Genomic DNA, 22428 nt, shown 5'->3' with positions numbered 1-22428 from the left:
GACATTCATGATCGGAGTCCTCGGCCCCACAGGTCAGACCGGCACCCCGTTGATGGCGGCGCTCGAACGTGCAGGCGCACCGGTGCGAGCGCTGGCACACACCCCCGAGTCGGCGGCCCGGATCGACTACGCAGGCGCTGAGATCGTCACCGGCGACGTCCACGACGCGGGCGTGTTGGCAGGATTCCTCGACGGCGTCACCTCGCTGTTCCTGCTGACCGCGGCGGCGCCCGATCAGGTCGACGTACAGAATCGGATCGTGGACGCGGCCGTGAAAGCCGACGTCGGCGCGATCGTGAAGTACTCAGTGTGCACCTCGGCGGCGGACTCGCTCGACTGCTTCTCGCGATGGCACTTCGCCAATGACAGCCACATCGAGCGATCCGGGCTGCCGTACACGATCCTCCATCCGCACACGTACATGCAGACCATCGCCATGCAATTCGCCGCCGGTGTCCGTACACACGGCACGCTGGCCGCGATCCCGGGACCGGACAAGACGATTGCCATGGTCGACGCGCGCGATGCCGGGGAAGTCGCCGCCGCCGTGCTGCTCAAGGCTGAGCACAACGGCGACAAGCTCCTGATCACCGGCCCCGAGGCCATCACCTACGCCGACTGCGCCGCGCAGATCGGCGCGGCCATCGGCAAAGAGGTCACCTACCAACAGATCTCACGAGAAGAAGCCTATCGGGGTTTCGCCGGCGCAGGGATGCCCGAATGGCTGTGCGACGGCCTGGTCGCACTGCAGACGAAGTACGACACCGAGAATCTCAACGAACTCAGCGATGCCGTTCCGCGACTGACCGGCCGGCCGGCGCGCACATTCACCGACTTCCTCCGCGACTACCCCCGATTGTTCGCGTAAGCCGCCCCGGAGAGCGCGACCCCGGGAGGGTGAGTACGTCATTTGTCTCGGCGAAATGCCGTCTTCTGCCCGTATCGCGCTTGTGTTCTACATCACTATCTTTACTCACTGTTGCAGCGATCTCACCGACACGGCGCGGCCCACCAGCGCATAGGGCCTGAACCGACCGCCGGTGGGTCTCGTGAGTGGCCCGACACGCGTCGTCCCCGACAGGAGAACCGATGGAGAACTCGTCCGTATCGACCCACCACAGATCCCGAGCGTCGGCGATAGCCGTCGTCCTCGTCTGCTGGGGCACGGTGGTCGCCGATGGGTTCGACATCGTGGCCTACGGTGTGGCGCTGCCGCGAATGTTCGACGAGCCGGGCTGGGGTATGACGTCGCAGACGGCCGGTTTCATCGGATCGGCTGCGCTCGCGGGCATGTTCATCGGCTCGATCGTGGCGGGCACGGTGGCCGACCGCATCGGCAAGAAGCGATTGTTGCTCGCCAGCGTGGGGCTCTTCTCGATCCTCACCGCGGCGTGCGCCCTTGCCAACGATCCGATGGTGTTCGCCGCCCTGCGGTTTGTGGCCGGACTCGGACTCGGCGGCGTCGTTCCGATAGCCGGCGCGATCACCGCAGAGTTCACGCCGATCCGGTATCGCAATCTGGCCTACGCCGTCATGTTCGCCGGGCTGCCCACTGGGGCCATCATCGCATCCCTCGTCGGTATCTGGGTGATCCCTGAACTGGGCTGGCGCGCCATCTTCGCGCTCGGCGTGGTGCCCGCGCTGATCATCATCCCGATCGGCCTGCGCTTCCTCCCGGGTTCCTCACCCGCCGACAGCCGGGCGCCGGCCACGCATGAGCCGCAGACCCCGCCCACCCCGGATCGGCCCGGTAAGGCCGGCGAGCTGGTCTCCCCGCGCCTGCGGCTGGCGACCCTCTGCTTCTTCGCCACCACGTTCCTGTGCCTGTTCATGATCTATGCCATCCAGACGTGGCTGCCACGCATCCTGAATGAGGCAGGTTACTCGCTCGGCGGCGCACTCACCGCGGTGCTGATCTTCAACGTCGGATCGGCCGTCGGCGTAGTCGTCGTCGGCTTCGTCGCCGACCGACTGGGCACCAACACGACGCTGCTGGGTGCATTCGCACTGACCACCGTGTCCATCGCCGGCCTCGCGGTCACCTCCGAGCTGGTGGTGCTCTACATCCTGATCGGGTTGGCCGGTGTGGGCGCGGTCAGCGGTCAGACGCTGATCGTCTCGTTGTTGTCGCAGACCTATCCGCGCCGGCTCGTGGCCCCCGGTATGGGGTGGACACTGGCCTTCGGCAGGCTCGGCTCGATTGCCGCGCCCACCATCCTCGGATTCTTCGTAGCCGCCGGATTCGGTCTGCGCGGCAGCGCTTTGGCGCTCGCCACCGCCGGTGCGCTCGCCCTGGCCGTCGGTGTCGTCAACCCCGCCGGGCGTCGTGGTTTCCTGCGGCCGCAGCACGAGGCACAGGGTGCGGACGCCACCGACGAGACCGTGCCCGCCCCGCCCCGGTCCACCACGAGGAGCACCTCATGACGAGTACCGAGACCACCGCGCTCGACCTCCGCCACGCCCGTTTCGATCCCAACGGCACCACCCTGATCAAGCAGGCCGTGCTGATCACCGGCGGCCCCCAGGGCACGCTGCGGGGAGATCTGCTGCTGCGCGACGGGATGATCGCCGATGTCGGCCCCCACCTGGACGCGGGCGACGCCGAAGTCGTCGACGGCTCGCCCTACATCGTGTGCGCGGGTTTCATCGACACCCACCGGCACCTGTGGCAGAGCATGTACAAGGGTCTGGTCTACGACCGCGAGCTGTTCGACATCTTCACCAACCTCTACGGCACCTATTCGACACTGTTCCGACCCGAGGACATCTACGCCGGAACATTGCTCGGCCGTCTCTGTGCCCTGGAAGCCGGCATCACCACCGTTCTCGACTGGTCACACAACATCTCCTCGACCGCGATGGAGGACGCCGGCATCCAAGCCTTGCGTGATGCCGGCGGCCGCAGCATCTTCGGGCACGGCTACGTCGGCGACCGAACGGTGCCCTCGGCGATGCCCCGCTACTACGATGTGCCCCGAACCCTGCAGTCCGCCAGGCGCACTCGGGATCTACTTCCCGACGACGATGCCCTGATCTCGTCCTGCTATCTCGGCCTGGAGCCCACGTACTTCATCTCGATGGAGGCCTGCCGGAAGGAATTCGAGGTCGCCCGGGAACTCGGGATGCGGATCTCGATCCACATCGCCTCCATCGATACCGAATTCGCGCCGTTCGCATCTCTGGAGGCCATGCATGCCAACGGCCTCATGGGCGACGACGTGACCTACGTCCACCTCTACGCCGCCAACGACCACGAGTTGCGGCTGATCCACGACACCGGCGGCACCGCATCCATCTGTCCCCAGGTCGACTCGCACATCTTCGCTCCGCCGCCCACCGGACGCCTGCTCACCGCCGGCGTACGGCCCAGTGTGAGCCTCGATTCCGCGGCCTGTGGCTCCGAGGACTTCTTCTCCCAGATGCGCGCGCTGTTCGATGTCGAACGCACCGTCAGCCGGGCCGGGTTCCAGCCCCGGCCCGAGGGCTACGACCTGCGACTCGACGACGTCTTCGACTTCGCCACCGTCGAGGGCGCCCGGGCCATCGGACAGCAGCACCGGCTTGGGACGCTCGAGCCCGGCAAGGTCGCCGACATCCAGTTCATCGGCACCACTTCGCTGGCGATGATGCCCGCGCTCGACCCCATCGCCGCGGTCGTCTTCCACGCCAACACCAGTGACATCGACACCGTTCTGGTCGGCGGCGTACCGGTCAAACGCGACGGCCGGCTTGTCGCCGACACCGCGGCGGTTCGTCGGCAGGTCGAAGAGAGCGCCGACTACCTCTACTGGAAGACCGAGCAGAGCCTGCCGCCCGAGGCTGTCCGCCCGCATGCGGCGGTTCGTCCGCTGCACTGCTGACCGATCCACCCGAACACCTCCCCACCATCGAAGGAGCCCGCAGATGACGACAACAGATCCCGATCTGATCGCGCTCGGTGATGCGCGATTCGATCCGGCCAGGCCAACGCTGATCACCGACACGATCGTCGTGACCGGCACCGCCCAGGGCACATTCCGCGGCGATGTGCTGCTGCGCGACGGGAAGATCGCCGACGTCGCGCCACACCTCGAGGCCGGCGACGCCGAGGTCGTCGACGGCAGCCCGTACATCCTGTGCGCCGGGTTCATCGACACCCACCGGCATCTGTGGCAGACGTTCTACAAGGGCTTCGTCTACGACATGGGGCTGCTCGACGTCTTCGCGAACCTGTACGGACCGTACTCGACCCGGTTCACCGCCGACGACATCTACGCGGCAACTCTTCTGGGCAGGCTGACCGCGCTGGATGCCGGAATCACCACCGTGCTGGACTGGGCCCACAACGTCACCACCGTCGACATGGAGGACGCCGGCATCCAGGCGTTGCGAGATGCCGGTGGACGCAGCATCTTCGGCCACGGCTACGTCGGCGATCGGCTCTCGGATGTGGCGCGCTATCACGATGAGCCACGCACCCTGGACGCGGCGCGCCGCACACGCGACAAGCTACCCGACGACGACGCGCTGATCTCGTCGTGCTACCTCGGTCTCGAACCCGATTACCTCATCTCGATGCAGGCGTGTCGCCGCGAGTTCGAGGTCGCTCGCGAGGTCGGCATGCGCATGTCGATCCACATCAACTCCATGGGTTCCGACGGCGCCGGCGGCGTCGCGCCGGCCGACACTCTCGTCGCGATGCACGAGGCAGGGCTGATGGGCGACGACGTCACCTATGTGCACCTGTCCGGCTCCACCGACAAGGGATTCGCGCTGATCGCCGACACCGGCGGCACCGCATCCTTGTCGCCGCAGGTGGAGGCGCACGTGCCGTCGTTTACTCTGCCGCCGACGGGACGGCTACTCGCCGCCGGTATCCGGCCGAGCCTCAGCCTCGACTCTCCTGCTGCCGGGTCCGAGGACTTCTTCTCGCAGATGCGTGCCACCTTCGACGTGGAACGCACCGTGGCACAGAACAACTTCGAGCCGCGCGAGGACGGCTCCGGGATCACGCTGAGCGACGTCTTCGAGTTCGCCACCGTCGAGGGTGCGCGAGCGATCGGCCAGCAGCACCGACTGGGCACCGTCGAGGCCGGAAAGGTGGCCGATCTGCAGTTCATCCGCACCGACTCCCCCAACATGATGCCGGTCCTGGACCCGATGGCCGCCCTGGTCTTCCACGCCAACATCGGCGACATCGACACGGTGCTGGTGGGTGGTACGCCAGTCAAGCGTGACGGTCGGCTGTTGGCCGACCTCACTCCCGTCCAGCGTCTGGTCGAGGAGTCGGTGGCGCGCCTCTACTGGGAGGCGAAGGATCTCCCGGACAGTGCCGCGCGGCCGAGCGACGCCGCCCAGGGCCTGTTCTGTTCGTGATGGCCTCGGGTCCCGGTGGTCGTGCGCCGTGCGGAGTTCACCGCACGGCTCACGCCGCGCGCGCGAGCCGATGGAAACCGCTGCGGTGGAACACCAATGGTTGTACACCGCCATCGGTGTGGAGCGCATGGATGCGCAGCATCGCGATGTGGTGGTCTCCGGCCGGCACCTCGTCGACGAGCTCGCAGGCGAGGCTCGACACCGCGCCGTCGATCACGATCGCACCGTCGGCGGTGGCACTGAACGGCACGTCGGCAAATCGGTCGCCCTCTCTGGCCGACAGCGAGCGGCACACCGTCTCATGGTCGGCCGAGAGTACGCTGACGCCCAGCCGCTGCGCCAAGCGCAGCGTCGGCCAGGTGCGCGAGGAGTTCTGGACGCACACCGACACCAGCGGAGGTGACATGGACACCGAGGTGAATGCGCTGGCCGCGATGCCGACCGGTATACCGTCGACCATCGCACAAATGGCGGTCACCCCGCTCGGAAACCCGCCGTACACGTTGCGAAGCAACGTCGGGTCGTCGTCGATCGGTTCCAGCACCGGCGAATTCGACATGACGCCTCCCTGCGATCTCGTCGTCTACCGCAACCGTTGCGGCTGCTCGTACGACGAGGCTATGAAGTCACGCCGTCCGCTGCCAGCCACTGAACGCAGATCTGGGTCGGCAAGCGCACCCGCCGTCGTCCGGGACTTCCCACCATCGACACGGCATCAGCCCACGGAGAGATCATGAACATCACCACACCGTCGGCCACCCGTTTGTCTGGCGACCTCGTGTCGACACAGCGTCCGTCCACCGCACGGACCGTCGTATCCACCCGCAGCGACGAGCCGGCCGCCGCAAAGATGGCTGCGGCCAGGCTTTTCGCCACACACCAGCTCAGCCCGGATGCGGCGCGTACCCCCCTGCGCTTCGAACTCGATGCGATCGACGTCGCCGACATGGCGGTGGCGCGGGTGAGCTACGGCTCCGCGGTCAGCATCAGGTCCGACGGATTGGAGGGCAAACTGGCGATCAGTATGCCGCGGACCCAGCCTGTGTCGATCCAGCGCGGCGGCGACGCGCACGAGTGCGGCCCCGACCACGCGTGGATCCTGGCGGCAGGCGAGCCGGTCACCATTCACACCGCCGACCGACATGACGCGATCAGCGTCGTTGCGCCCCAGCAAATGTTCGAGGATCACCTCAGACGACTCCTGGGCTGCGAGCTCAGGCGTCCGCTGGTCTTCGATATGGCGCCGACATTCTCGCCCTGGGTGCGAGTGGCTTTCGCCTCCATGTCCTCCCTGATCGAACAGAGTGGCGCGCAGCGCCTGGTGTCGCCGATCGTCACGTCCCAGATCAAGGATCTGTTTCTGACGACGCTGCTGCTGAACTGTCCCAACAACTATCTCGACGACCTCACCCCGCCCGGTGAGCCCGGATCGCCGAGGGTCGTCCGGCGCGTGCGCGAGGCCATCACCGAGGCGCCCGAATATCCGTGGACCATGATCGAACTGGCCGAGGCTGCCGGCGCGAGTGTGCGCAGCGTCCAGGTGAACTTCCGTAAGCACGTGGGATGCACGCCGTTCGAGATGCTGCGTGTCATCCGACTCGAACGCGCGCACGCCGATCTCTCCGACCCCGGCCCCGGGGACACCGTCACGTCGATCTGCATGCGGTGGGGCTTCTCCAACATGGGTCGGTTCGCCTCGGCATACCGGCGACGCTACGGGATCAGCCCACACGAAACCCTCACGTCGTCACACTGAGCCCCGCACCACATCGCATTGCGATGGTGGCCGGAGTCACATGTGATGCGTCGGATGTCCGGATCGTGCGCTGACGGGCTTGGCGCGCCGCCGAGCCCGCCCTACGGTTCGAGACGTTCATCACACGATTCCGGGAGAGCCACCATGACAACCCTTGCGACACAACCAGACACAGACATCCTTGCGGCCGCGTCCGAACTGGTGCCGATGCTGCGCCGCAACAGCCCGCGCGTCGACGAGGCCCGCCGGGTGATCGACGAGAACATCGACGCCCTCACCGAGATCGGCGTCTACCGCATCGCCCGGCCCAAGCGATTCGGCGGGCTGGAGACGCCTCTACCGATCGCCTGCAAGGTACTCGCCGAGATCGGCCGCGGCTGTGCATCCACGGGCTGGGTCGCCGCCACCGCCGTCGTCTCGACGTGGATGCTCGGCCAGTTCCCCGATTCCGTTCAGGAAGAGGTCTTCGCCACCGAGGATGCCCGGCTCTGCGGAAGCTTCACGCCGTCCGCCGAGATCGTGCCCACCGACGGCGGCTATCTGCTGACCGGCCGGTGGCCGTACAACACCGGCTGTCTGCATGCGCACTGGAACGTGCTCGCCGCGCGGCTCATGACCGACGACGGTCCATCCATGAAGATGGTCGCAGTCCCCATGAGCGACATGTCGATCGAGGACGACTGGCACACCTACGGCCTGCGCGGCACGGGCAGCTGCACCACCGTCGGCACCGAGGTCTTCGTCCCGGCCGATCGGGTGATCGATTCGGGTGATTTCATGGCGGGCAACTGGGTCGAGGGCCGCTCCAACTACGACAGTCCCTGGTACAAGCTGCCGACGTGGCCGGCGTTCCTGCTGCTGGGCGGCGGCTCGATGCCCTACGGCGTCGCGCAGGCCGCGGTGGACGTGTTCGCCGAGCGTATGGTCGGCCGCGCCATCACCTACACCGTCCACACCGACCAGTCCCAGACCGCGCCGGCCCAGCTCGATCTCGCCACCGCCGCCGTACGCGCGGACGCAGCGGCAACGCTGTCCAACGACTTCGCCGAACGGCTCTGGCAGATGGCGCAGGACAACGTGAGTCCGGACATGCTCGAACGTCAGAAGATGCGCGCCATCACCGGCTTCATCGTGCAACTCTCGCGAGAAGCCGTGGAGATCGCCACCCGCTCCAGCGGCGCCTCCTCGATTCGCACCGACTGCGTCACCCAGCAGATCTTCCGCGACAGCGAGGCGCTGGCCATGCACGCGGGACTCAACCTCGACGCACTCTACGAGTCCTACGGTCGAGTGCTGCTCGGCCTCGAACCCACGTCGCCCCTGGCCTGACCGGCCATTTCGCAGCGGGCAGGAAGCACCTAGGTCATATGACCTAGATAGACGTCCGTCATCTGCCACTGGATGCCCGGAGTGTGGCGCAGGTAACTTTTTCCATATGCGGATACGTGTCGTGGACCACTCCACGACGGCTGCGCCGCACTCCGTCCGCACTCCGGCCCTGATCCGAATTCCCATCACCGATCACCACGAGGGACCCCATGACACACACCCAGACGCCGGCGGTTGGCCTCCACCAGGCCAGCTTCGATCCGACCGGATCAACGCTGGTCAAGCAGGCCGTCATCATCACCGGAACCGACCGCGGCACCATCCGCGGTGACATCCTCTTGCGTGACGGCCGCATCGCCGACGTCGCGGAGAACCTCGACGTCACCGACGCCGAGATCGTCGACGGCTCGAAGTTCATCGTCACCCCCGGCTTCGTCGACACCCACCGTCACCTGTGGCTGTCGATGTTCAAAGGTATGAGCTACGACTCGCACCTGGCCGAGGTCTTCGCCAACCTCTACGGCGTGTACGCGCCGGGCTTCCGCCCCGAAGACCACTACAACATCACCGCATTGGCGCGGCTGGCGGCGCTCGATGCCGGGGTCACCACGATGCTGGACTGGGCGCACAACATCACCTCACCCGAGGACGAGGACGCCGCGATCGCGGCTCTGCGTGATGTCGGCGGGCGGACCGTCTTCGGTCACGGGTTCGGTGCCGAGCGGATGTTCGACGCCGAGCGCTACTACGACACCGCACGACCGGCCGAGGCCGCCGAGCGCACCCGTAAACTCCTGCCCGACGACAACGCACTGATCTCGCCGGCGTATCTGGCACTCGAACCACCGGCACTCATCTCGATGGACGCCTGCAAGAAGGAGTTCCAGATCGCGCGCGACCTCGGGTTGCGCATCTCGATCCACATCCTCTCCACCGACGAGAACTACCAACCGGCCGAGACGCTGAAGGCGATGCACGCCGAGGGACTGATGGGCGAGGACGTGACCTGGGTGCACCTCACCGGAGCGACCGACGACGAGTTCCGGCTCATCGCCGACACCGGCGGCAGCGCATCGGTCTCCCCGCACGTCGACTCACACTTCCACTCGCCGCCGCCCACCGGGCGCCTGCTCGCCGCAGGCGTGCGTCCGTCGTTGAGCATCGACTCCGCCAACGCGTCCTCGGAGGATTTCTTCTCCCAGATGCGGGTCGCCTTCGACGTCGAACGAGCCATCACCACAAGCCAATTCGAGGCCCGTCCGGAAGGATACCGGCTGTCGATGGGCGATGTGTTCGAGTTCGCCACCCTGCAGGGCGCGCGCGCGTTGGGCAAAGAGCATCAGATCGGCACCATCGAGGCCGGCAAGGACGCCGATCTGTTGTTCATCCGCACCGACTCCCCCAACATGACTCCGCTACTCGATCCGCTGAACGCGGTTGTGTATCACGCCAACATCAGCGACATCGACACCGTGCTGGTGCAGGGCAAGCCGGTCAAGCGCGAGGGTCGCCTGCTCGCCGACGTACCCGCCGCCATCAGCCGCGTCGAGAACAGCGCCGATCATCTGTTCTGGAGCGGCGACGTCGAAGTGACCGGTTCCGCCGAAGCCCACCCCGCTGCCCGGCCGGTCGCCTGCCTGTAAGCACCGCTGTCGACTCCGCCCATGCTCGTGCCTGACACGGGCATGGGCGGATCGTGCTGCCCCCAATCCCAACGGACACGACGAAAGTTCCTGTAGACAATGACTGAGCCGACATGGTCGCTGGTGCAGTACACGACGCCCTCCTCGCAGCACCCGCGCAGCGGAATCATGTTCTCTGACATCGTATTCGCTGCTCCCGCGCACTGGCCGTCGACGGTTCTCGGGATCCTGCGGGAATGGCGCGCCTTGGAGGTCGGCCTTCGGTCTCTCGCCGTGCACGAGCTGCGGCCGGTGCCCGACGCCCAACTCACCGCTCCACTGACCTATCCGCCCAAGGTCTTGTGTGCGGGCGCGAACTACTACGATCATGCGGCCGAGATGGGCACGGCAGCACCCGATCCCGCCGACCCCCCGTACTTCTTCACCAAGCCGCCGACAACGACAGTGGTCGGGCCCGGAGCCGCCGTCGAGATTCCCGTCTCCGGGGACGCGCAGGTCGATTGGGAAGTGGAACTCGCGGTGGTCATCGCCGACCGGATCCGCGACGTCACACCCGACAATGCCCTCGCGCATGTCGCCGGCTACACGGTCGCCAACGATCTCTCGGCACGCGGACTCTTCCCCCGAACCGACGCCGTGGCCGCACCATTCGCTTGGGACTGGCTGGCACACAAAGGCCTCGACGGATTCTGCCCCCTCGGCCCAGGAATCGTGCCCGCGTGGTTGATCGACCATCCCGGCGCGTTGCCGTTGCGCCTGCGCGTCAACGGGGTCGAGAAACAGAACTCCTCGACCGATCAGCTCGTGACCTCCGTCCCAGCGCTCGTCGCCGCGGCGAGTCACATGGTCACCCTCGAACCCGGAGACGTGATCCTCACCGGGACCCCTGCGGGCGTGGGCATGCCGCGGCACGAGTTCCTCTCTCCCGGAGACGTCGTCGAAGCCGAGATCGACGGGATCGGACTACTGCACAACACCATCACCACCCATAGCCGCCCACACCTCACCAGCCGAGGAGCATCATGAAACTCGTCACCTTCGCCGACAAACTGTCCGGACGCCCCGGTGCCCTCCTGGGCAGCGGTGACGTCATCGACCTGCGCGACTCGCTCGCGGACCGGCTCGACGGACCACTGTGGACCATCGCCGACCTCCTCGGTCGGGGCGCGCAGGCGATGGCCGCCGCATCGGAATTGGTCAGCACCGCCGATGCCGACCCCACGCACGCACAACAGCAGGGGTGGATCGTCGAGGCGGCCGAGGTCACCCTCCTCGGCCCGACCGGACACAATCCGATGCTGTGGACAGTCGGACCGCTGTATCCGGCCCACATGCGCGAGATGGGCCTGAACCAGACCGAGGCCGAGAGCATGTCGATCGCACTGCGTAACGCCAACTCGATCATCGGGTCCGGCGAGTCCATCAGGTTGCCCTCCGCCGCACCGGACATGGTCGACTGGGAGGGCGAACTCGCACTCGTCATCGGAAAGACCGCACATGGGGTCTCGCCTGACGACGCTCTCGACCACGTCGCCGGGTACACCATCTACAACGATGTCAGTGCGCGCGAGCACACGCCGGCCTACGTTGACGAATTGAATCAGCCGAGCGGCGCCTCTGCCCGCAACGCCACCTTGAACCTGCTCTACAAGGAGTTCCCCACATTCTCGCCGCTGGGACCGTGCATCACGACCGCCGACGAGATCGACGCCGAATCGCTCGTGCTCACGACGAGGGTCAACGGTGAGGTGATGCAGGACTTCCGCCCCGGCGACACCACTTTCTCGCTCGCGGAGGCGATCTCGTTTGCCTCGAGCATCTTCTTGCTCAAACCCGGTGACATCATCTCACTGGGCACCTCGACGGGACTGGGCTATGCCCAGCAGCCGCCGCGCTATCTGCGCCCCGGCGACGAGGTCGCGATCACCGTCGACGGCATCGGCACCCTCCGCAACCCGGTCGTCGCACCCGGCTGACCTGCCGCGCAACCACGGAACGACCCACGTGGTCGACGCCGGCGGGCATCTGTAGCCTCGTCGCCGAGCAGACATCACCAGCCGTTCTTCCACTGGATGTGCGTCGTGCCGACCGAAACACTCGGCAGGACAATGCAAGTCCGGGGGAAGAGCCGGAACGCCCATGGTCGGCGCCAGGATCGGTGGCCGTCAGGCCGGCGCCACCATCTTGACCGCCAGCTCCTCATAGATCGAGGTCAGCTCGTCGAGCGTGGTCGGCCCCTCCGGGTCGTACCAGGTGGCGATCGCGGCAGTCATCTGGAGAATCGCGTACACCGTCACCCGGACGTCGGGCACCGCATGCCGGCCGGTGGCCACACACGCGGCGACGATGTCGGCCAGCTCCCGCTCGTAGTCACCGCGCAGAGCCACCGCCCCCGCGTAGTGCTCGTCGGAGAGCCGATTCAGCCGCGAGTTGATCAGGGCGGCCTCGGTGCGCTGCTCGGCGTGGAAAACCACACCGGTCCGCACGAAGGCGCGCAGCGCCTCGAGCGGTTCGTCACCGCTCAGCTCGGCCTTCGCCCGCTGCCACGACTCGGCCAGCTGGCCCAGTGCCCGCTCCGTGAGGTTCCAGAGGATCTCCTCCTTGGACCGGAAGTGGTGATAGAAGCTGGCACCACGAATGCCCACCGCAGCCGCGATGTCGCGGATCGAGGTGCTGTCGTAGCCGTCGGTCGCGAACAGATCCAGCGCGGTGCGCCGGATCTGTTCGGACGTCTGGGTGACGCGTGCGTCGGTCATCGCGTCACAGTAAACCAGTCGCGCACATCGGCCACGGCTACGCGGTCGCGGCGCGGTACCGCTTGAGTTCGCGGCGGGCCAGCGACATCTTGTGCACTTCATCCGGACCGTCGGCCAGCCGCAGCATCCGAGCCTGCTCGTACATTTCCGCCAGCGGGGTGTCCTGACTGACGCCCATACCCCCGTGGGCCTGGATGGCGTGGTCGATGACCCAGGTCGCCATCTGCGGGGCGGCGACCTTGATGGCGGAGATCTCCACCGCGGCACCCTTGTTGCCGACGGTGTCCATCAGCCACGCCGTCTTCAGCACGAGCAACCGAACCTGTTCGATACGCATCCGCGCCTCGGCGACCCAGTCCTGGAACACCCCCTGCTCGGCGATCGGCTTGCCGAACGGGAACCGTTCCAAAGAGCGTTCACACATCAGGTCGAAGGCGCGTTCGGCCATCCCGATCAGGCGCATGGCGTGGTGGATACGGCCCGGACCCAGCCGGGCCTGCGACATGGCGAATCCGCCGTGAAGTTCGCCCAGCAGGTTCTCCCGGGGAACGCGGACGTCGCGGTACACGACCTCTGCGTGACCGCCGTGTCCGCTGTCGGCATACCCGAAAACACTGGTGGAACGGACGATCTCGATGCCCGGGGTGTCCATCGGAACCACCACCATCGACTGCTGCTGATGGCGCGGTCCGTCGGGATTCGACAGACCCATCACGATGGCCACCTTGCAGCGCGGACTCATCGCGCCGCTCGACCACCATTTGCGGCCGTTGATGACGAAGTCGTCGCCGTCGATGTCGATACGGGTGGAGATGTTACGGGCATCCGACGACGCGACGTCGGGCTCGGTCATGCCGTAGACGGAACGGATCTGGCCGTCGAGCAACGGCGGCAACCATCGGTCGCGGACGGCATCGGTGGCGTAGTGGTGCAGCAACTCCATGTTCCCGGTGTCGGGGGCCGAGCAGTTCAGCGCCTCGGGCATGATCCACGGGCTGCGACCGGTGATCTCCGCGATCGGGGCGTACTCGAGGTTGGTGAGCCCCTCCCGGTGAGCCGGCAGGAAAAGGTTCCACAGCCCTCGCTCGCGCGCCTTGACCTTGAGTTCATCGATCACCGGCGGCGTCTCCCACATCGGGATCTCCGCCTTCTCGCGCTGATAGCGCGACTCGACGGGAATCACCTCCTCGTCCAGGAACCGCCGGGCAGCGGCCCGGAGCTCGTCGACCTTGGGCGTGTACGCGAAATCCATGGCGTCCTCCTCGTGACTTTCTGGCCTACCATGCGTTAGTCTACCAAGTGTTAGTCTAACACTTGGTAGGCAAAAGAAAAGTGGCAGCTGTCACGCTCACGATCATTCGACGAAAGGCGGAATGACGATGGGGAAAGCAAGTTTCGACTACACCGGCCGCACGGTCCTCATCACCGGCGGTGCCCGCGGCATCGGATTGGAGCTCGGACGGGCATTCGTCGCCTGGGGTGCAGCGGTGTTCCTGATCGATCGTGACGAGGACGAGGTCAACGAGGCGGCGGCCGAGATCGGCGCGCATGCCCTCGCTGCGGACGTCACCGATTCCGCCGCCGTTGATGCCGCGGTCACCGAGGCCGTGGAGCGCAGCGGCCGCGTCGATCTCCTGGTGAACAACGCAGGCATCCTGCGTGACGGCGTGGTGTGGAAGTTGACCGACGACGATTGGGCCGCGGTGCTCGCCACGCACCTCGGCGGCACCTTCAATTTCACCCGCGCAGTGGTGCCGCATTTCCGCGCCCAGGGTTCCGGACGCATCGTCAATGTCACCTCCTACACGGGGCTGCGCGGCAACACCGGTCAGGCGAACTACGCCGCGGCCAAGGCCGGCATCATCGGCTTCACCAAGACCACCGCCAAAGAGTTGGCGCGGTTCGGCATCACCGTCAATGCCATCTCACCGAATGCGTCGACACGCATGGTGGCGTCGATTCCCGAGGACAAGCTGGCCGAACTGGCCGCGACGATCCCGATGGGCCGGTTCGCCGAGCCACGCGAGATGGCGCCGGCAGTTGCGTTTCTGGGCAGCGACGAGGCCGCCTACATCACCGGTGTGGTTCTCCCGGTGGACGGCGGGATCTCGATATGACCACGATCCCGGGAATGGACGAGGCGAGCTACGCGCGCCTCGTCGCGCTGCTGCAAGCCCACGATCTCGTGGACGCCCACGACGAGGTCACCGTCCGCCACATCAGCGGCGGACGCTCCAACATCACCTATCGCATCGATGCGGCGCAACGTGCTCTGGTCCTGCGCAGGCCACCGCTCGGCCATGTGCTGAGCACCGCGCACGACATGAGCCGGGAGTATCGCGTTCTGACCGGGCTCGGTCAGGCCCACGAGCGCATCCCGGTTCCTGCCACGCACGTGATGTGTGACGACACCGAGATCATCGGCGCCCCGTTCTACGTGATGGATTACGTCCCAGGGGATGTGCTGCGCACCGCGGATCAGGCATTGAGTGTGACGTCGGAGCAGCAGCACCGTCTCGGTGAGGATCTCACCGACGTACTCGCCGCGCTGCACATGGTCGATCCCGACGCCGTCGGTCTGGGCGATTTCGGCCGGCCGGCCGGCTTCATGGAACGTCAGGTCCGCCGCTGGACCCGGCAGCTCGAACTGTCCCGCAGCCGCGACCTCCCCGACATCGAGCGATTCGCCACACTCCTGTCAGAAACGGTTCCAGAACAACACTATTCGTCGATCGTGCACGGCGACTACCGGCTCGACAACTGTCTGGTGCGCGACGGTGCCATCGCCGCGGTGCTGGACTGGGAGATGTCCACGCTCGGCGATCCGCTGTCGGATGTCGGACTGTTCTTCGTCTATCACGCCGGCCTGTCGGGCATCGACAATCCCGTGGTCACCGCCATCGACGGACTCGGCGCCTACCCCCCGATCGCCACTCTCCTCGACCGCTACGCCGACCGCACCGGATTCGACCTGGCCGATCTGGGCTGGTACATCGCGTTCGGCTGGTTCAAGCTCGCGGTGATCTGCGAGGGCATTCACTACCGCGAGACCTTGGGCGAGACCCTGGGTGGCGGATTCGAGGGCGTCGCCGAACTGGTGGGCCCCTGCATCGAGCGCGGACTGGCCGCGCTGAACGAAAGGACCTCGTTGTGACCGGAGCAGACCGTGACGCGGTGATCGTGTCCTTCGCCCGCACGCCGATCGCCAAGGCGTACAAGGGTGCATTCAATGACACCGCCCCGCAAGAACTCGCCGGGCACGTGATCGCCCACGCCGTCGACCGTGCCGGTCTCGATCCGGCCCGCGTCGATGACGTGGTGCTCGGGTGCGCACTGCCCGAAGGTGCGACCGGTTTCAACACCGCGCGTCAGTCGGCGCTGCGCGCCGGGCTGCCGGTGACCGTGTCGGGGATGACCGTGGACCGCCAATGTTCCTCCGGTGTCATGGCCATCGCCACCGCCGCCAAGCAGGTGCTGTACGACGGGATGGACATCGTGGTCGGCGGCGGCGTGGAGTCGATCTCGCTGGTGCAGAACGATCATGCCAATCGGTATCGCGCGCACGACCACTGGTTCGCCGAGCGCCTGTCCACGATGTACACGCCGATGCTGCACACCGCGGAGATCGTGGCGCAACGCTACGGCGTGACCCGCGAAGCGCAGGACGAGTTCGCGCTGCTGTCCCAGCAGCGGACCGCCGCCGCACAGAAGGCGGGCATCTTCGATGACGAGATCGTGCCGCTGGAGACCCGCCAGCTCGTCCGCGACCCGGACGGACAGACCACGCACGAGACCGTGCGACTGTCCGCCGACGAGGGCAACCGTCCGTCGACGACCCTCGACACCCTTGCCGGACTCCGTACCGTCCTGCCCGACGGTGAGGTGAGCGAGCGCGCGTCGGTCACTGCCGGTAATTCCTCGCAGCTCTCGGACGGGGCCGCGGCCGTGGTGATCATGAACTCCGCGGTTGCCGCCGAAGAGGGCCTCGAACCACTCGGCAGATACGTCGGGATGACAGTCGCCGGCTGCGGCCCCGAGGAGATGGGCATCGGGCCGATCTACTCGATTCCGAAGCTGTTGTCGCAGCATGGTCTGTCCGTCGACGACATCGGATTATGGGAGCTGAACGAGGCTTTCGCCTCTCAAGCGGTCTACATCCGCGATCACCAGGGCATCGATCCGGAGCGGCTCAACGTCAACGGCGGCGCGATCTCGGTGGGTCACCCCTACGGCATGACCGGTGCCCGTCAGGTGGGGCATGTGCTGCTGGAGGGTCGTCGGCGCGGGGTGCGGTATGTGGTCGTCACCATGTGTGTGGGCGGAGGGATGGGCGCCTCGGCGTTGTTCGAGGTCTTGTGACGCCGGCCGGGCCACCTGCGCGATCGCACCTTCTCGGGGCGATCGCGGTCGTTTCGATCATCCAGGCATGTCGTCGAGCACCAACACCACGAGCAGGTCGGCCGTCACGTCTGCCGCCGCGATGCCCGGTTCGATGGGGGCGGGTACGGATACGCCGATCAGGCCGGTTGGCCTGACGACCTCGACCTGTCGCGTGACTCCGGTGACCACCCCGCCCGACGCGGGCAGGACGCCGGAGATGGTCAGGCGCGGATCGTCGAGATCGATCCGAACACGTTGCCCGGCATAAGGGACCACCGTGCCGAAACACTCGGCAGGCGCAGTGATGGAGAACGTGCGCCGCGCCTGCTCTCGGCGCTCCCGCCGCTGCGCGGCCTGCGCGGCCGTCGGTTCGACGACAACCAGCTCCTCGAGTAGCACCAGCGCTCCCCCAGGCTGGAGCGCGATTCCGTCATCGCAGATCGGGTCGTGGACGAACTTCTCGAGAACGTTCACCGATCGACTCACCTCACGCACGGGTGGCGTCTGCCGGGTGCCCGCTTCGCGATAGATCTGATGCACCGACGCGGCAGTTCCCGAGGCCTCGACCCCCTCGCCCTCCCCGCCGTGCCAGGACAACCACACCGCGATCGGTTGACTGCGTGGATCACACAGTGCCGGGTCCCACGTGGCGACTGCGGCATCGGTGATGACGAGGTCGCGGTTACGATCCCAGGCGGTCACCGCAACGTGACCGAGAGTGCCCTCACACGGGTGCGCCGACAGCCGGCCGGACACCGTGGCACCGACACGAGGCGTCTGGCCACAACACTGGTATTCGAACGTGGCGACACGAACAGGGAGCTGACGAGACGAGAACCGAGCTACGGAATGCATACGATCATCGGAAGTTCGGCGGGCCGACACGCGAAGGCGTCGGATTCCGATGCACCTGGCGCAAAGCTACCCCGGCCGGCTCGTCCGCGTCCAGGACACACCGACCGGTGACGCTACTGTCGCCTCGCCCCTTCGCTCACGCGCCCTGCGTCGCACCTGAATTCGTCCGGGCCTGCGCGACATCGCCGGCCTGCCACGGTCGAGACAGGAGGGTTGCGACGATGTTGGCGACGGTCAGGCAGATACACACCAGCGGATCCGGGTGCGTCAGAAACGGACCCCGGCGAGGTCGATACTCAGGTGCCCACGATCGATGACGGTGACCACGGCGCCCGGCGGGATGACGATGTTCGAGCCCTCCTCGTAGATGACCGCTGGTCCGGTCAACGTGTCGCCGACCGACAGGGTCGTACGCGCCACGAACGCGGCCGGCACGCCGCCATCGTTGGTGAAATGCACGGTGCGCTCAGCGCGTTCGATGTGTTCGGTGCGTTCCGGTGGCAAGATCTTGACCTGCGGCAGCGGCCGGCGCGCGGTCGCGTAGACGGCGACGACCTCCACTGCGGAGTCGGGATGATCGTGCCGATAACGGGTGCGGTGCTCCGCCTCGAACTTCTCCCGGAAATGGGCAACGTCCATCGGTTCGATGCGCAGATCTCCGCGCGGCGCGGCGACGCGCAGGGTGTGTTCCTGGCCCTCGTACCGCAGCGCGAGCGAGAACTCGAACATCGGCTGCCCGCTCGACACCGCGTCGGCGTCCACGATCGCGGCCAGCTCGTCCCCGATGGTCCGCAGGTGTGCGTTCATGCTGTCGAAGTCGAGGGTGTCGAGACGTTCGTCCACCACGCTGGCACGGTCGAAGCTGATGTCGGCCTGCAACATGCCGAGCGCGGAGAAGTGCCCGGGCGAGGTCGGGATGATCACCCGCGAGATACCCGCCTCGACCGCGACCTCGCAGGCATGCATCGGGCCGGCACCGCCGAAGCCGAACATCGCGTAGCCGCGCGGATCTCGGCCTCGGACCACCGTCTGCTGCCGGACCACCTCGGCCATCGAGAGATTGGCCAGCCGCAGCACACCGAGTGCGAGGCGGCGCGGTTCCATGTCGAGCTGTTGCGCCAACCGCTCCACCGCTCCCGCCGCCAGCTCGGGCTGGATCTCGATACTGCCGAGGAAGAAGTCCGGCTGCATACGTCCGAGGTAGACATTGGCATCGGTGACGGTGAGCTCGGTGCCGCCGTTGCCGTAGCAGGCCGGTCCGGGTTCCGCGCCGGCCGATCTCGGTCCCACACGCAGCCGTCCGCTGTCGTCCACCCAGGCGATGGAACCGCCACCGGCGCCGACCTCCATGATGTCCACACACGGCGCCTGCACCGGAAAGCCCGTGCGGTAGCCGACCGGATAGGACAGCTCCGTCGAGTCGAAGCTGCCGAACTCGATCAGGCTGCCTTTTGCCGTCGTACCGCCCATGTCGAATGAGACCGCATAGTCGATGCCGAGCTCGCGGGTGAGATCACGTGTTCCGAGAACACCTCCGACAGGTCCGGATTCGAGTAGCCGGATCGGCAACCGGCGTACCGATGGCACCGACAGCCCGCCGCCGCTCGAGTCCAGGAAGACGAACGACCCGCGGAAGTCGAGCGAGTCCAGCGACGCCTCGATCGCCGCGGTGTAGCGTTCGATGACGGGTCCGACATAGGAGTTGGACACCGCGGTACTGGTCCGCTCGTACTCGCGCCACACCTGGCTGATCGCCGACGATGTGGTGATGTAGACGCCGGGCAGTTCGTCGGCGAGGCGGACGGCAAGTTCCTCCTCGTGTGCGGGGTTGGCATACGAGTTGAGCAAGGCGACGGCAACGGCCTCCACTCCGGCCGTGCGCAGTTCGTCGACGAGGTTCGACACTCCACCGTCGGTGATGGGCGTCAGCGTCTGTCCCGACGGCGAGACCCGTTCGTCCACTTCGAAGATCAGGTGCCTCGGCACCATCGGCTCGTCGCGCTGGTAGAAGATGTTGAAGTTGTCGGGGCGGTTGCTCAGACCCATCAGGTAGATGTCGCGGAAGCCGCGAGTGGTGACCAGCGCGACCTTCGCCCCGCGCCGCTCGACGAGTGCATTGATGACCAGTGTCGTGCCATGCACCAGCACGTCGACGTCGGACATCTCGGTGCCGGAGTGGGCGATCGAGCGCACCACACCTTCCTCTTCCCGCCGGGGTGTGGTCAGGGTCTTGCCGATGTGTAGCCGGCCGTCGCCATCCACCACGGCGACATCGGTGAATGTGCCGCCGATGTCGACGCCCATTCTCGACGTGCCCTGCGGGTGTCCGGTGTCCATCCGGGTCGTCCTCTCCTGAGATGTGTGTCGTGCGGTGCGTGCACTGTCCGTCATGGCTTGCGCCCAGCCGATTCGGTCACGAGGCCGTCGCGGATGTCGGCCGCGAGCGCCTCGGGGTCGCGCTCGTCGGGTGGGCCCCATCCCCCGCCTCCGGCCGAGCGCAGCCGCACACGACTACCGGCGGGCAGATGCACCAGGGATGCCTTGTTGTGCCGCTCCCATGTGTCGCTGCCCGGGAACTGGATGTCGACGCAACCAGGTGCGCCGGTCTCGCCTCCGGCCGCACCCCACGGCGGATCGACGGTGCGGTCGATGGAGGTGGAGATGAAGGCGTCTTCGGTTGTGGTGATCAGCTTCTCGACTCCCCAGCCTCCGCGGTGGCGGCCACGGCCTGCACTGTCCGGCCGATAGGTGACGTGGTCGATCGTCAGCGGGAAGCTCGCCTCCACGACCTCCACCGACAGCGACCTGTTGTCGCCGTGATTGAGGGTCTTCAGCGGGCTGAATCCGTCGCCGCCGACGTGTCCGCCCCAACCACCGCCGATGGTGTCGATGCTCTGCCACCATGAGCCGTCGGCCCGCTTGCCGGAGAAGATGTATGCGCCCTGCGAACCGTGGGTGCCGGCGGGCGCGAGTTCGGGATTGCCTTCGCCGAATGCCCGGATGATCAGATCGACCAGGGTCGCCTTGCCGTTGTTCCAATGCGCCATCGCCGCACCCTTGCTCGCCGTCAGGATGCTGCCGGGACGGGTACGCACTTCCAGCGCGGCGAAAAGTCCTTCGTCGGTGGGATGGTCGGGCACGACCAGCGATTTGTACGCCACCCGCGCATCACTGTCGGGTGTGTGGCTGTTGATGGGGGCCGCGACCTGATCCGGGATGTCGGTGAGGTCGACCACCATGCGGTCGCCGTCGATCTGGATACGCACGGTGTAGCGAAGTGGGTCGGTACCGGGGGCGCCGGCGTCATCCAGACGGGTGGTCGCCGAATACGTCCCATCGGGCAGTGCTGCCACCCGCGCACGTGCGAGCGCGGCACTCTGCGCCATCTGCGCGGCCGACAATGCGGCGATCTGTTCGCGTGTCCAGCGACTGGCCATCCGCTCGGCCCAGCGGCTCACGCCCAGCGTGCATCCGCCGAGCTGGGCCATCATGTCGCCACGCACGTACTCCTCGAGGCGGGTGTTGGCCAGACAGGTCGCCACGTTCTCGGGCACGAGCTCGCCGGCGCGCATGATGCGCAGACCGCGGTACTGGGTGCCTTCCTGCCAGATGTCGCGAGCTTCCCAGCTCATCGATCCGGTCTCCAGACCGCCGAGGTCGGCCCAGTGACCACGAATAGCCACGTAGGCAACGATCTCTCCGTCCTGGAAGATCGGCGACATCATCACCACATTGTTGATGTGATGCCCCTGTACGGCAGCGTAATTGGAGATCAACACATCCCCTGGCACGAGGGTGTGTTTGCCGGCGATCTCGATCGCATCGGATACGACGGGCCCGAGGTCCGCCAGGAAGCCGGGCAGACTGAGCTTCGACTGTGCCATCAGCGCGAAGTCCGGGTCGAGCAGACCCACCACATAGTCCTTGTACTCGTAGATCAGCGGACTGTAGGCGGTCTGGGTGATGTTGACCTCGATCTCGTCGAGCACCGAACTGCAGGCATGCCGGAACAGCTCGATGTCGAGCTCATCCGGGGTGTAGTCGGTGGGCGATGCGTCTGGACTCACGGTGTTCCTTTTTCCTCCAGTAGGTTTCGGTCTGCGGACGGGCGGTATCGCGCGCCTCGTGTCACGATTTGTCGGCGCTCAGCGCGAGCGCCGCAGCCGGACAGGCCGCCACCGCCTCATCGGCGTCGCCGACGAGGTCGTCAGGCAGTTCGTCGTGGAGGCTGACGGCGACCCCGTCGTCTCCCAGATCAAACACATCCGGCGCGACGGATACGCAGAGCGCCGCGCTTTGGCAGCGGCGTCGGTCGACGTGTGCTTTCATTCGGAATCTCCTTCACGCATGCTGA

19 protein-coding genes are annotated in these 22428 nt (G+C 66.6%); 12 read left to right on the top strand and 7 right to left on the bottom strand.

Annotated elements, in window-relative coordinates; all coding sequences use genetic code 11:
- Nucleotides 1-7: 7 nt before the first annotated feature.
- The 4 genes from V1Y59_RS13115 to V1Y59_RS13100 all read left to right on the top strand — a co-directional run bounded on the left by V1Y59_RS13115 (nucleotide 8) and on the right by V1Y59_RS13100 (nucleotide 5355).
- The gene (locus V1Y59_RS13115) at nucleotides 8-868 is read left to right on the top strand and encodes an NmrA family NAD(P)-binding protein (RefSeq protein WP_330505412.1); all 861 of its coding nucleotides are present in this window, start codon (nucleotides 8-10) and stop codon (nucleotides 866-868) included.
- A 221-nt stretch (nucleotides 869-1089) separates the two neighbouring features.
- Nucleotides 1090-2424 carry an MFS transporter gene (locus V1Y59_RS13110; RefSeq protein ID WP_330505411.1) on the top strand — a complete coding sequence of 445 codons (1335 nt, stop codon included), beginning with the start codon at nucleotides 1090-1092 and terminating at the stop codon, nucleotides 2422-2424.
- A complete protein-coding gene (locus V1Y59_RS13105) occupies nucleotides 2421-3860 on the top strand; it encodes an amidohydrolase family protein (RefSeq protein WP_330505410.1) in 1440 nt (479 codons plus the stop codon). The genes V1Y59_RS13110 and V1Y59_RS13105 overlap by 4 nt, the downstream gene beginning before the upstream one ends.
- Before the next feature lie 43 nt (nucleotides 3861-3903).
- Nucleotides 3904-5355, top strand: a complete 1452-nt coding sequence (locus V1Y59_RS13100) for an amidohydrolase family protein (RefSeq protein ID WP_330505409.1) — start codon at nucleotides 3904-3906, stop codon at nucleotides 5353-5355.
- A gap of 49 nt (nucleotides 5356-5404) precedes the next feature.
- Here V1Y59_RS13100 and V1Y59_RS13095 read toward each other — a convergent pair whose 3' ends face one another.
- Entirely contained in the window at nucleotides 5405-5914 is a 510-nt protein-coding gene (locus V1Y59_RS13095; RefSeq protein WP_330505408.1) for a flavin reductase family protein, read from the bottom strand.
- A 174-nt stretch (nucleotides 5915-6088) separates the two neighbouring features.
- Between V1Y59_RS13095 and V1Y59_RS13090 the strand changes: the two genes are divergently transcribed.
- From V1Y59_RS13090 to V1Y59_RS13070, 5 genes are all read left to right on the top strand, one after another.
- Nucleotides 6089-7111, top strand: coding sequence for a helix-turn-helix transcriptional regulator (locus V1Y59_RS13090; RefSeq protein WP_330505407.1), 1023 nt, complete (start codon nucleotides 6089-6091; stop codon nucleotides 7109-7111).
- 144 nt (nucleotides 7112-7255) lie between these two features.
- Entirely contained in the window at nucleotides 7256-8440 is a 1185-nt protein-coding gene (locus V1Y59_RS13085) for an acyl-CoA dehydrogenase family protein (protein ID WP_330505406.1), read from the top strand.
- Between the two features lie 209 nt (nucleotides 8441-8649).
- Nucleotides 8650-10083: an amidohydrolase family protein gene (locus tag V1Y59_RS13080; RefSeq protein ID WP_330505405.1), complete on the top strand. Its 1434-nt coding sequence runs from the start codon at nucleotides 8650-8652 to the stop codon at nucleotides 10081-10083.
- A gap of 99 nt (nucleotides 10084-10182) precedes the next feature.
- Nucleotides 10183-11109 (top strand): fumarylacetoacetate hydrolase family protein, encoded by a 927-nt coding sequence (locus V1Y59_RS13075; protein ID WP_330505404.1) that lies wholly within the window; start codon nucleotides 10183-10185, stop codon nucleotides 11107-11109.
- Nucleotides 11106-12059, top strand: coding sequence for a fumarylacetoacetate hydrolase family protein (locus V1Y59_RS13070; protein WP_330505403.1), 954 nt, complete (start codon nucleotides 11106-11108; stop codon nucleotides 12057-12059). The genes V1Y59_RS13075 and V1Y59_RS13070 overlap by 4 nt, the downstream gene beginning before the upstream one ends.
- A 189-nt stretch (nucleotides 12060-12248) precedes the next feature.
- Here the strand turns inward: V1Y59_RS13070 and V1Y59_RS13065 are convergent, their stop codons facing one another.
- Nucleotides 12249-12839 (bottom strand): TetR/AcrR family transcriptional regulator, encoded by a 591-nt coding sequence (locus V1Y59_RS13065; protein WP_330505402.1) that lies wholly within the window; start codon nucleotides 12837-12839, stop codon nucleotides 12249-12251.
- A 37-nt stretch (nucleotides 12840-12876) separates the two neighbouring features.
- On the bottom strand, nucleotides 12877-14091 hold the full coding sequence (locus tag V1Y59_RS13060; protein WP_330505401.1) for an acyl-CoA dehydrogenase family protein: 1215 nt from the start codon (nucleotides 14089-14091) through the stop codon (nucleotides 12877-12879).
- Between the two features lie 127 nt (nucleotides 14092-14218).
- Here V1Y59_RS13060 and fabG point away from each other — a divergent pair, with 127 nt between their 5' ends.
- From fabG to V1Y59_RS13045, 3 genes are read left to right on the top strand one after another with little or no spacing between them, the layout of a single operon-like run.
- On the top strand, nucleotides 14219-14956 hold the full coding sequence (fabG, locus tag V1Y59_RS13055; protein ID WP_330505400.1) for a 3-oxoacyl-ACP reductase FabG: 738 nt from the start codon (nucleotides 14219-14221) through the stop codon (nucleotides 14954-14956).
- Nucleotides 14953-15993 carry a phosphotransferase family protein gene (locus V1Y59_RS13050; RefSeq protein ID WP_330505399.1) on the top strand — a complete coding sequence of 347 codons (1041 nt, stop codon included), beginning with the start codon at nucleotides 14953-14955 and terminating at the stop codon, nucleotides 15991-15993. The genes fabG and V1Y59_RS13050 overlap by 4 nt, the downstream gene beginning before the upstream one ends.
- Complete coding sequence (locus V1Y59_RS13045) at nucleotides 15990-17198, top strand: acetyl-CoA C-acyltransferase (protein WP_330505398.1); 1209 nt, start codon at nucleotides 15990-15992, stop codon at nucleotides 17196-17198. Before V1Y59_RS13050 ends, V1Y59_RS13045 begins: the two co-directional genes overlap by 4 nt.
- Nucleotides 17199-17255: 57 nt before the next feature.
- Here the strand turns inward: V1Y59_RS13045 and V1Y59_RS13040 are convergent, their stop codons facing one another.
- The 4 genes from V1Y59_RS13040 to V1Y59_RS13025 all read right to left on the bottom strand — a co-directional run bounded on the left by V1Y59_RS13040 (nucleotide 17256) and on the right by V1Y59_RS13025 (nucleotide 22403).
- Nucleotides 17256-17921, bottom strand: a complete 666-nt coding sequence (locus V1Y59_RS13040) for a hypothetical protein (protein ID WP_330505397.1) — start codon at nucleotides 17919-17921, stop codon at nucleotides 17256-17258.
- 420 nt (nucleotides 17922-18341) lie between these two features.
- On the bottom strand, nucleotides 18342-20411 hold the full coding sequence (locus V1Y59_RS13035; protein WP_330505396.1) for a hydantoinase/oxoprolinase family protein: 2070 nt from the start codon (nucleotides 20409-20411) through the stop codon (nucleotides 18342-18344).
- Nucleotides 20412-20461: 50 nt separating this feature from the next.
- A complete protein-coding gene (locus tag V1Y59_RS13030) occupies nucleotides 20462-22141 on the bottom strand; it encodes a hydantoinase B/oxoprolinase family protein (protein ID WP_330505395.1) in 1680 nt (559 codons plus the stop codon).
- A 61-nt stretch (nucleotides 22142-22202) separates the two neighbouring features.
- On the bottom strand, nucleotides 22203-22403 hold the full coding sequence (locus V1Y59_RS13025; RefSeq protein WP_330505394.1) for a ferredoxin: 201 nt from the start codon (nucleotides 22401-22403) through the stop codon (nucleotides 22203-22205).
- Between the last annotated feature and the right edge of the window lie 25 nt (nucleotides 22404-22428).

The sequence above is a fragment of the Gordonia prachuapensis genome, from assembly GCF_036350515.1.
GTDB lineage: Bacteria > Actinomycetota > Actinomycetes > Mycobacteriales > Mycobacteriaceae > Gordonia > Gordonia prachuapensis.
The sequence above is the reverse complement of the archived record's forward strand: the minus strand, read 5'-3'. Positions and strand labels throughout refer to the sequence as shown.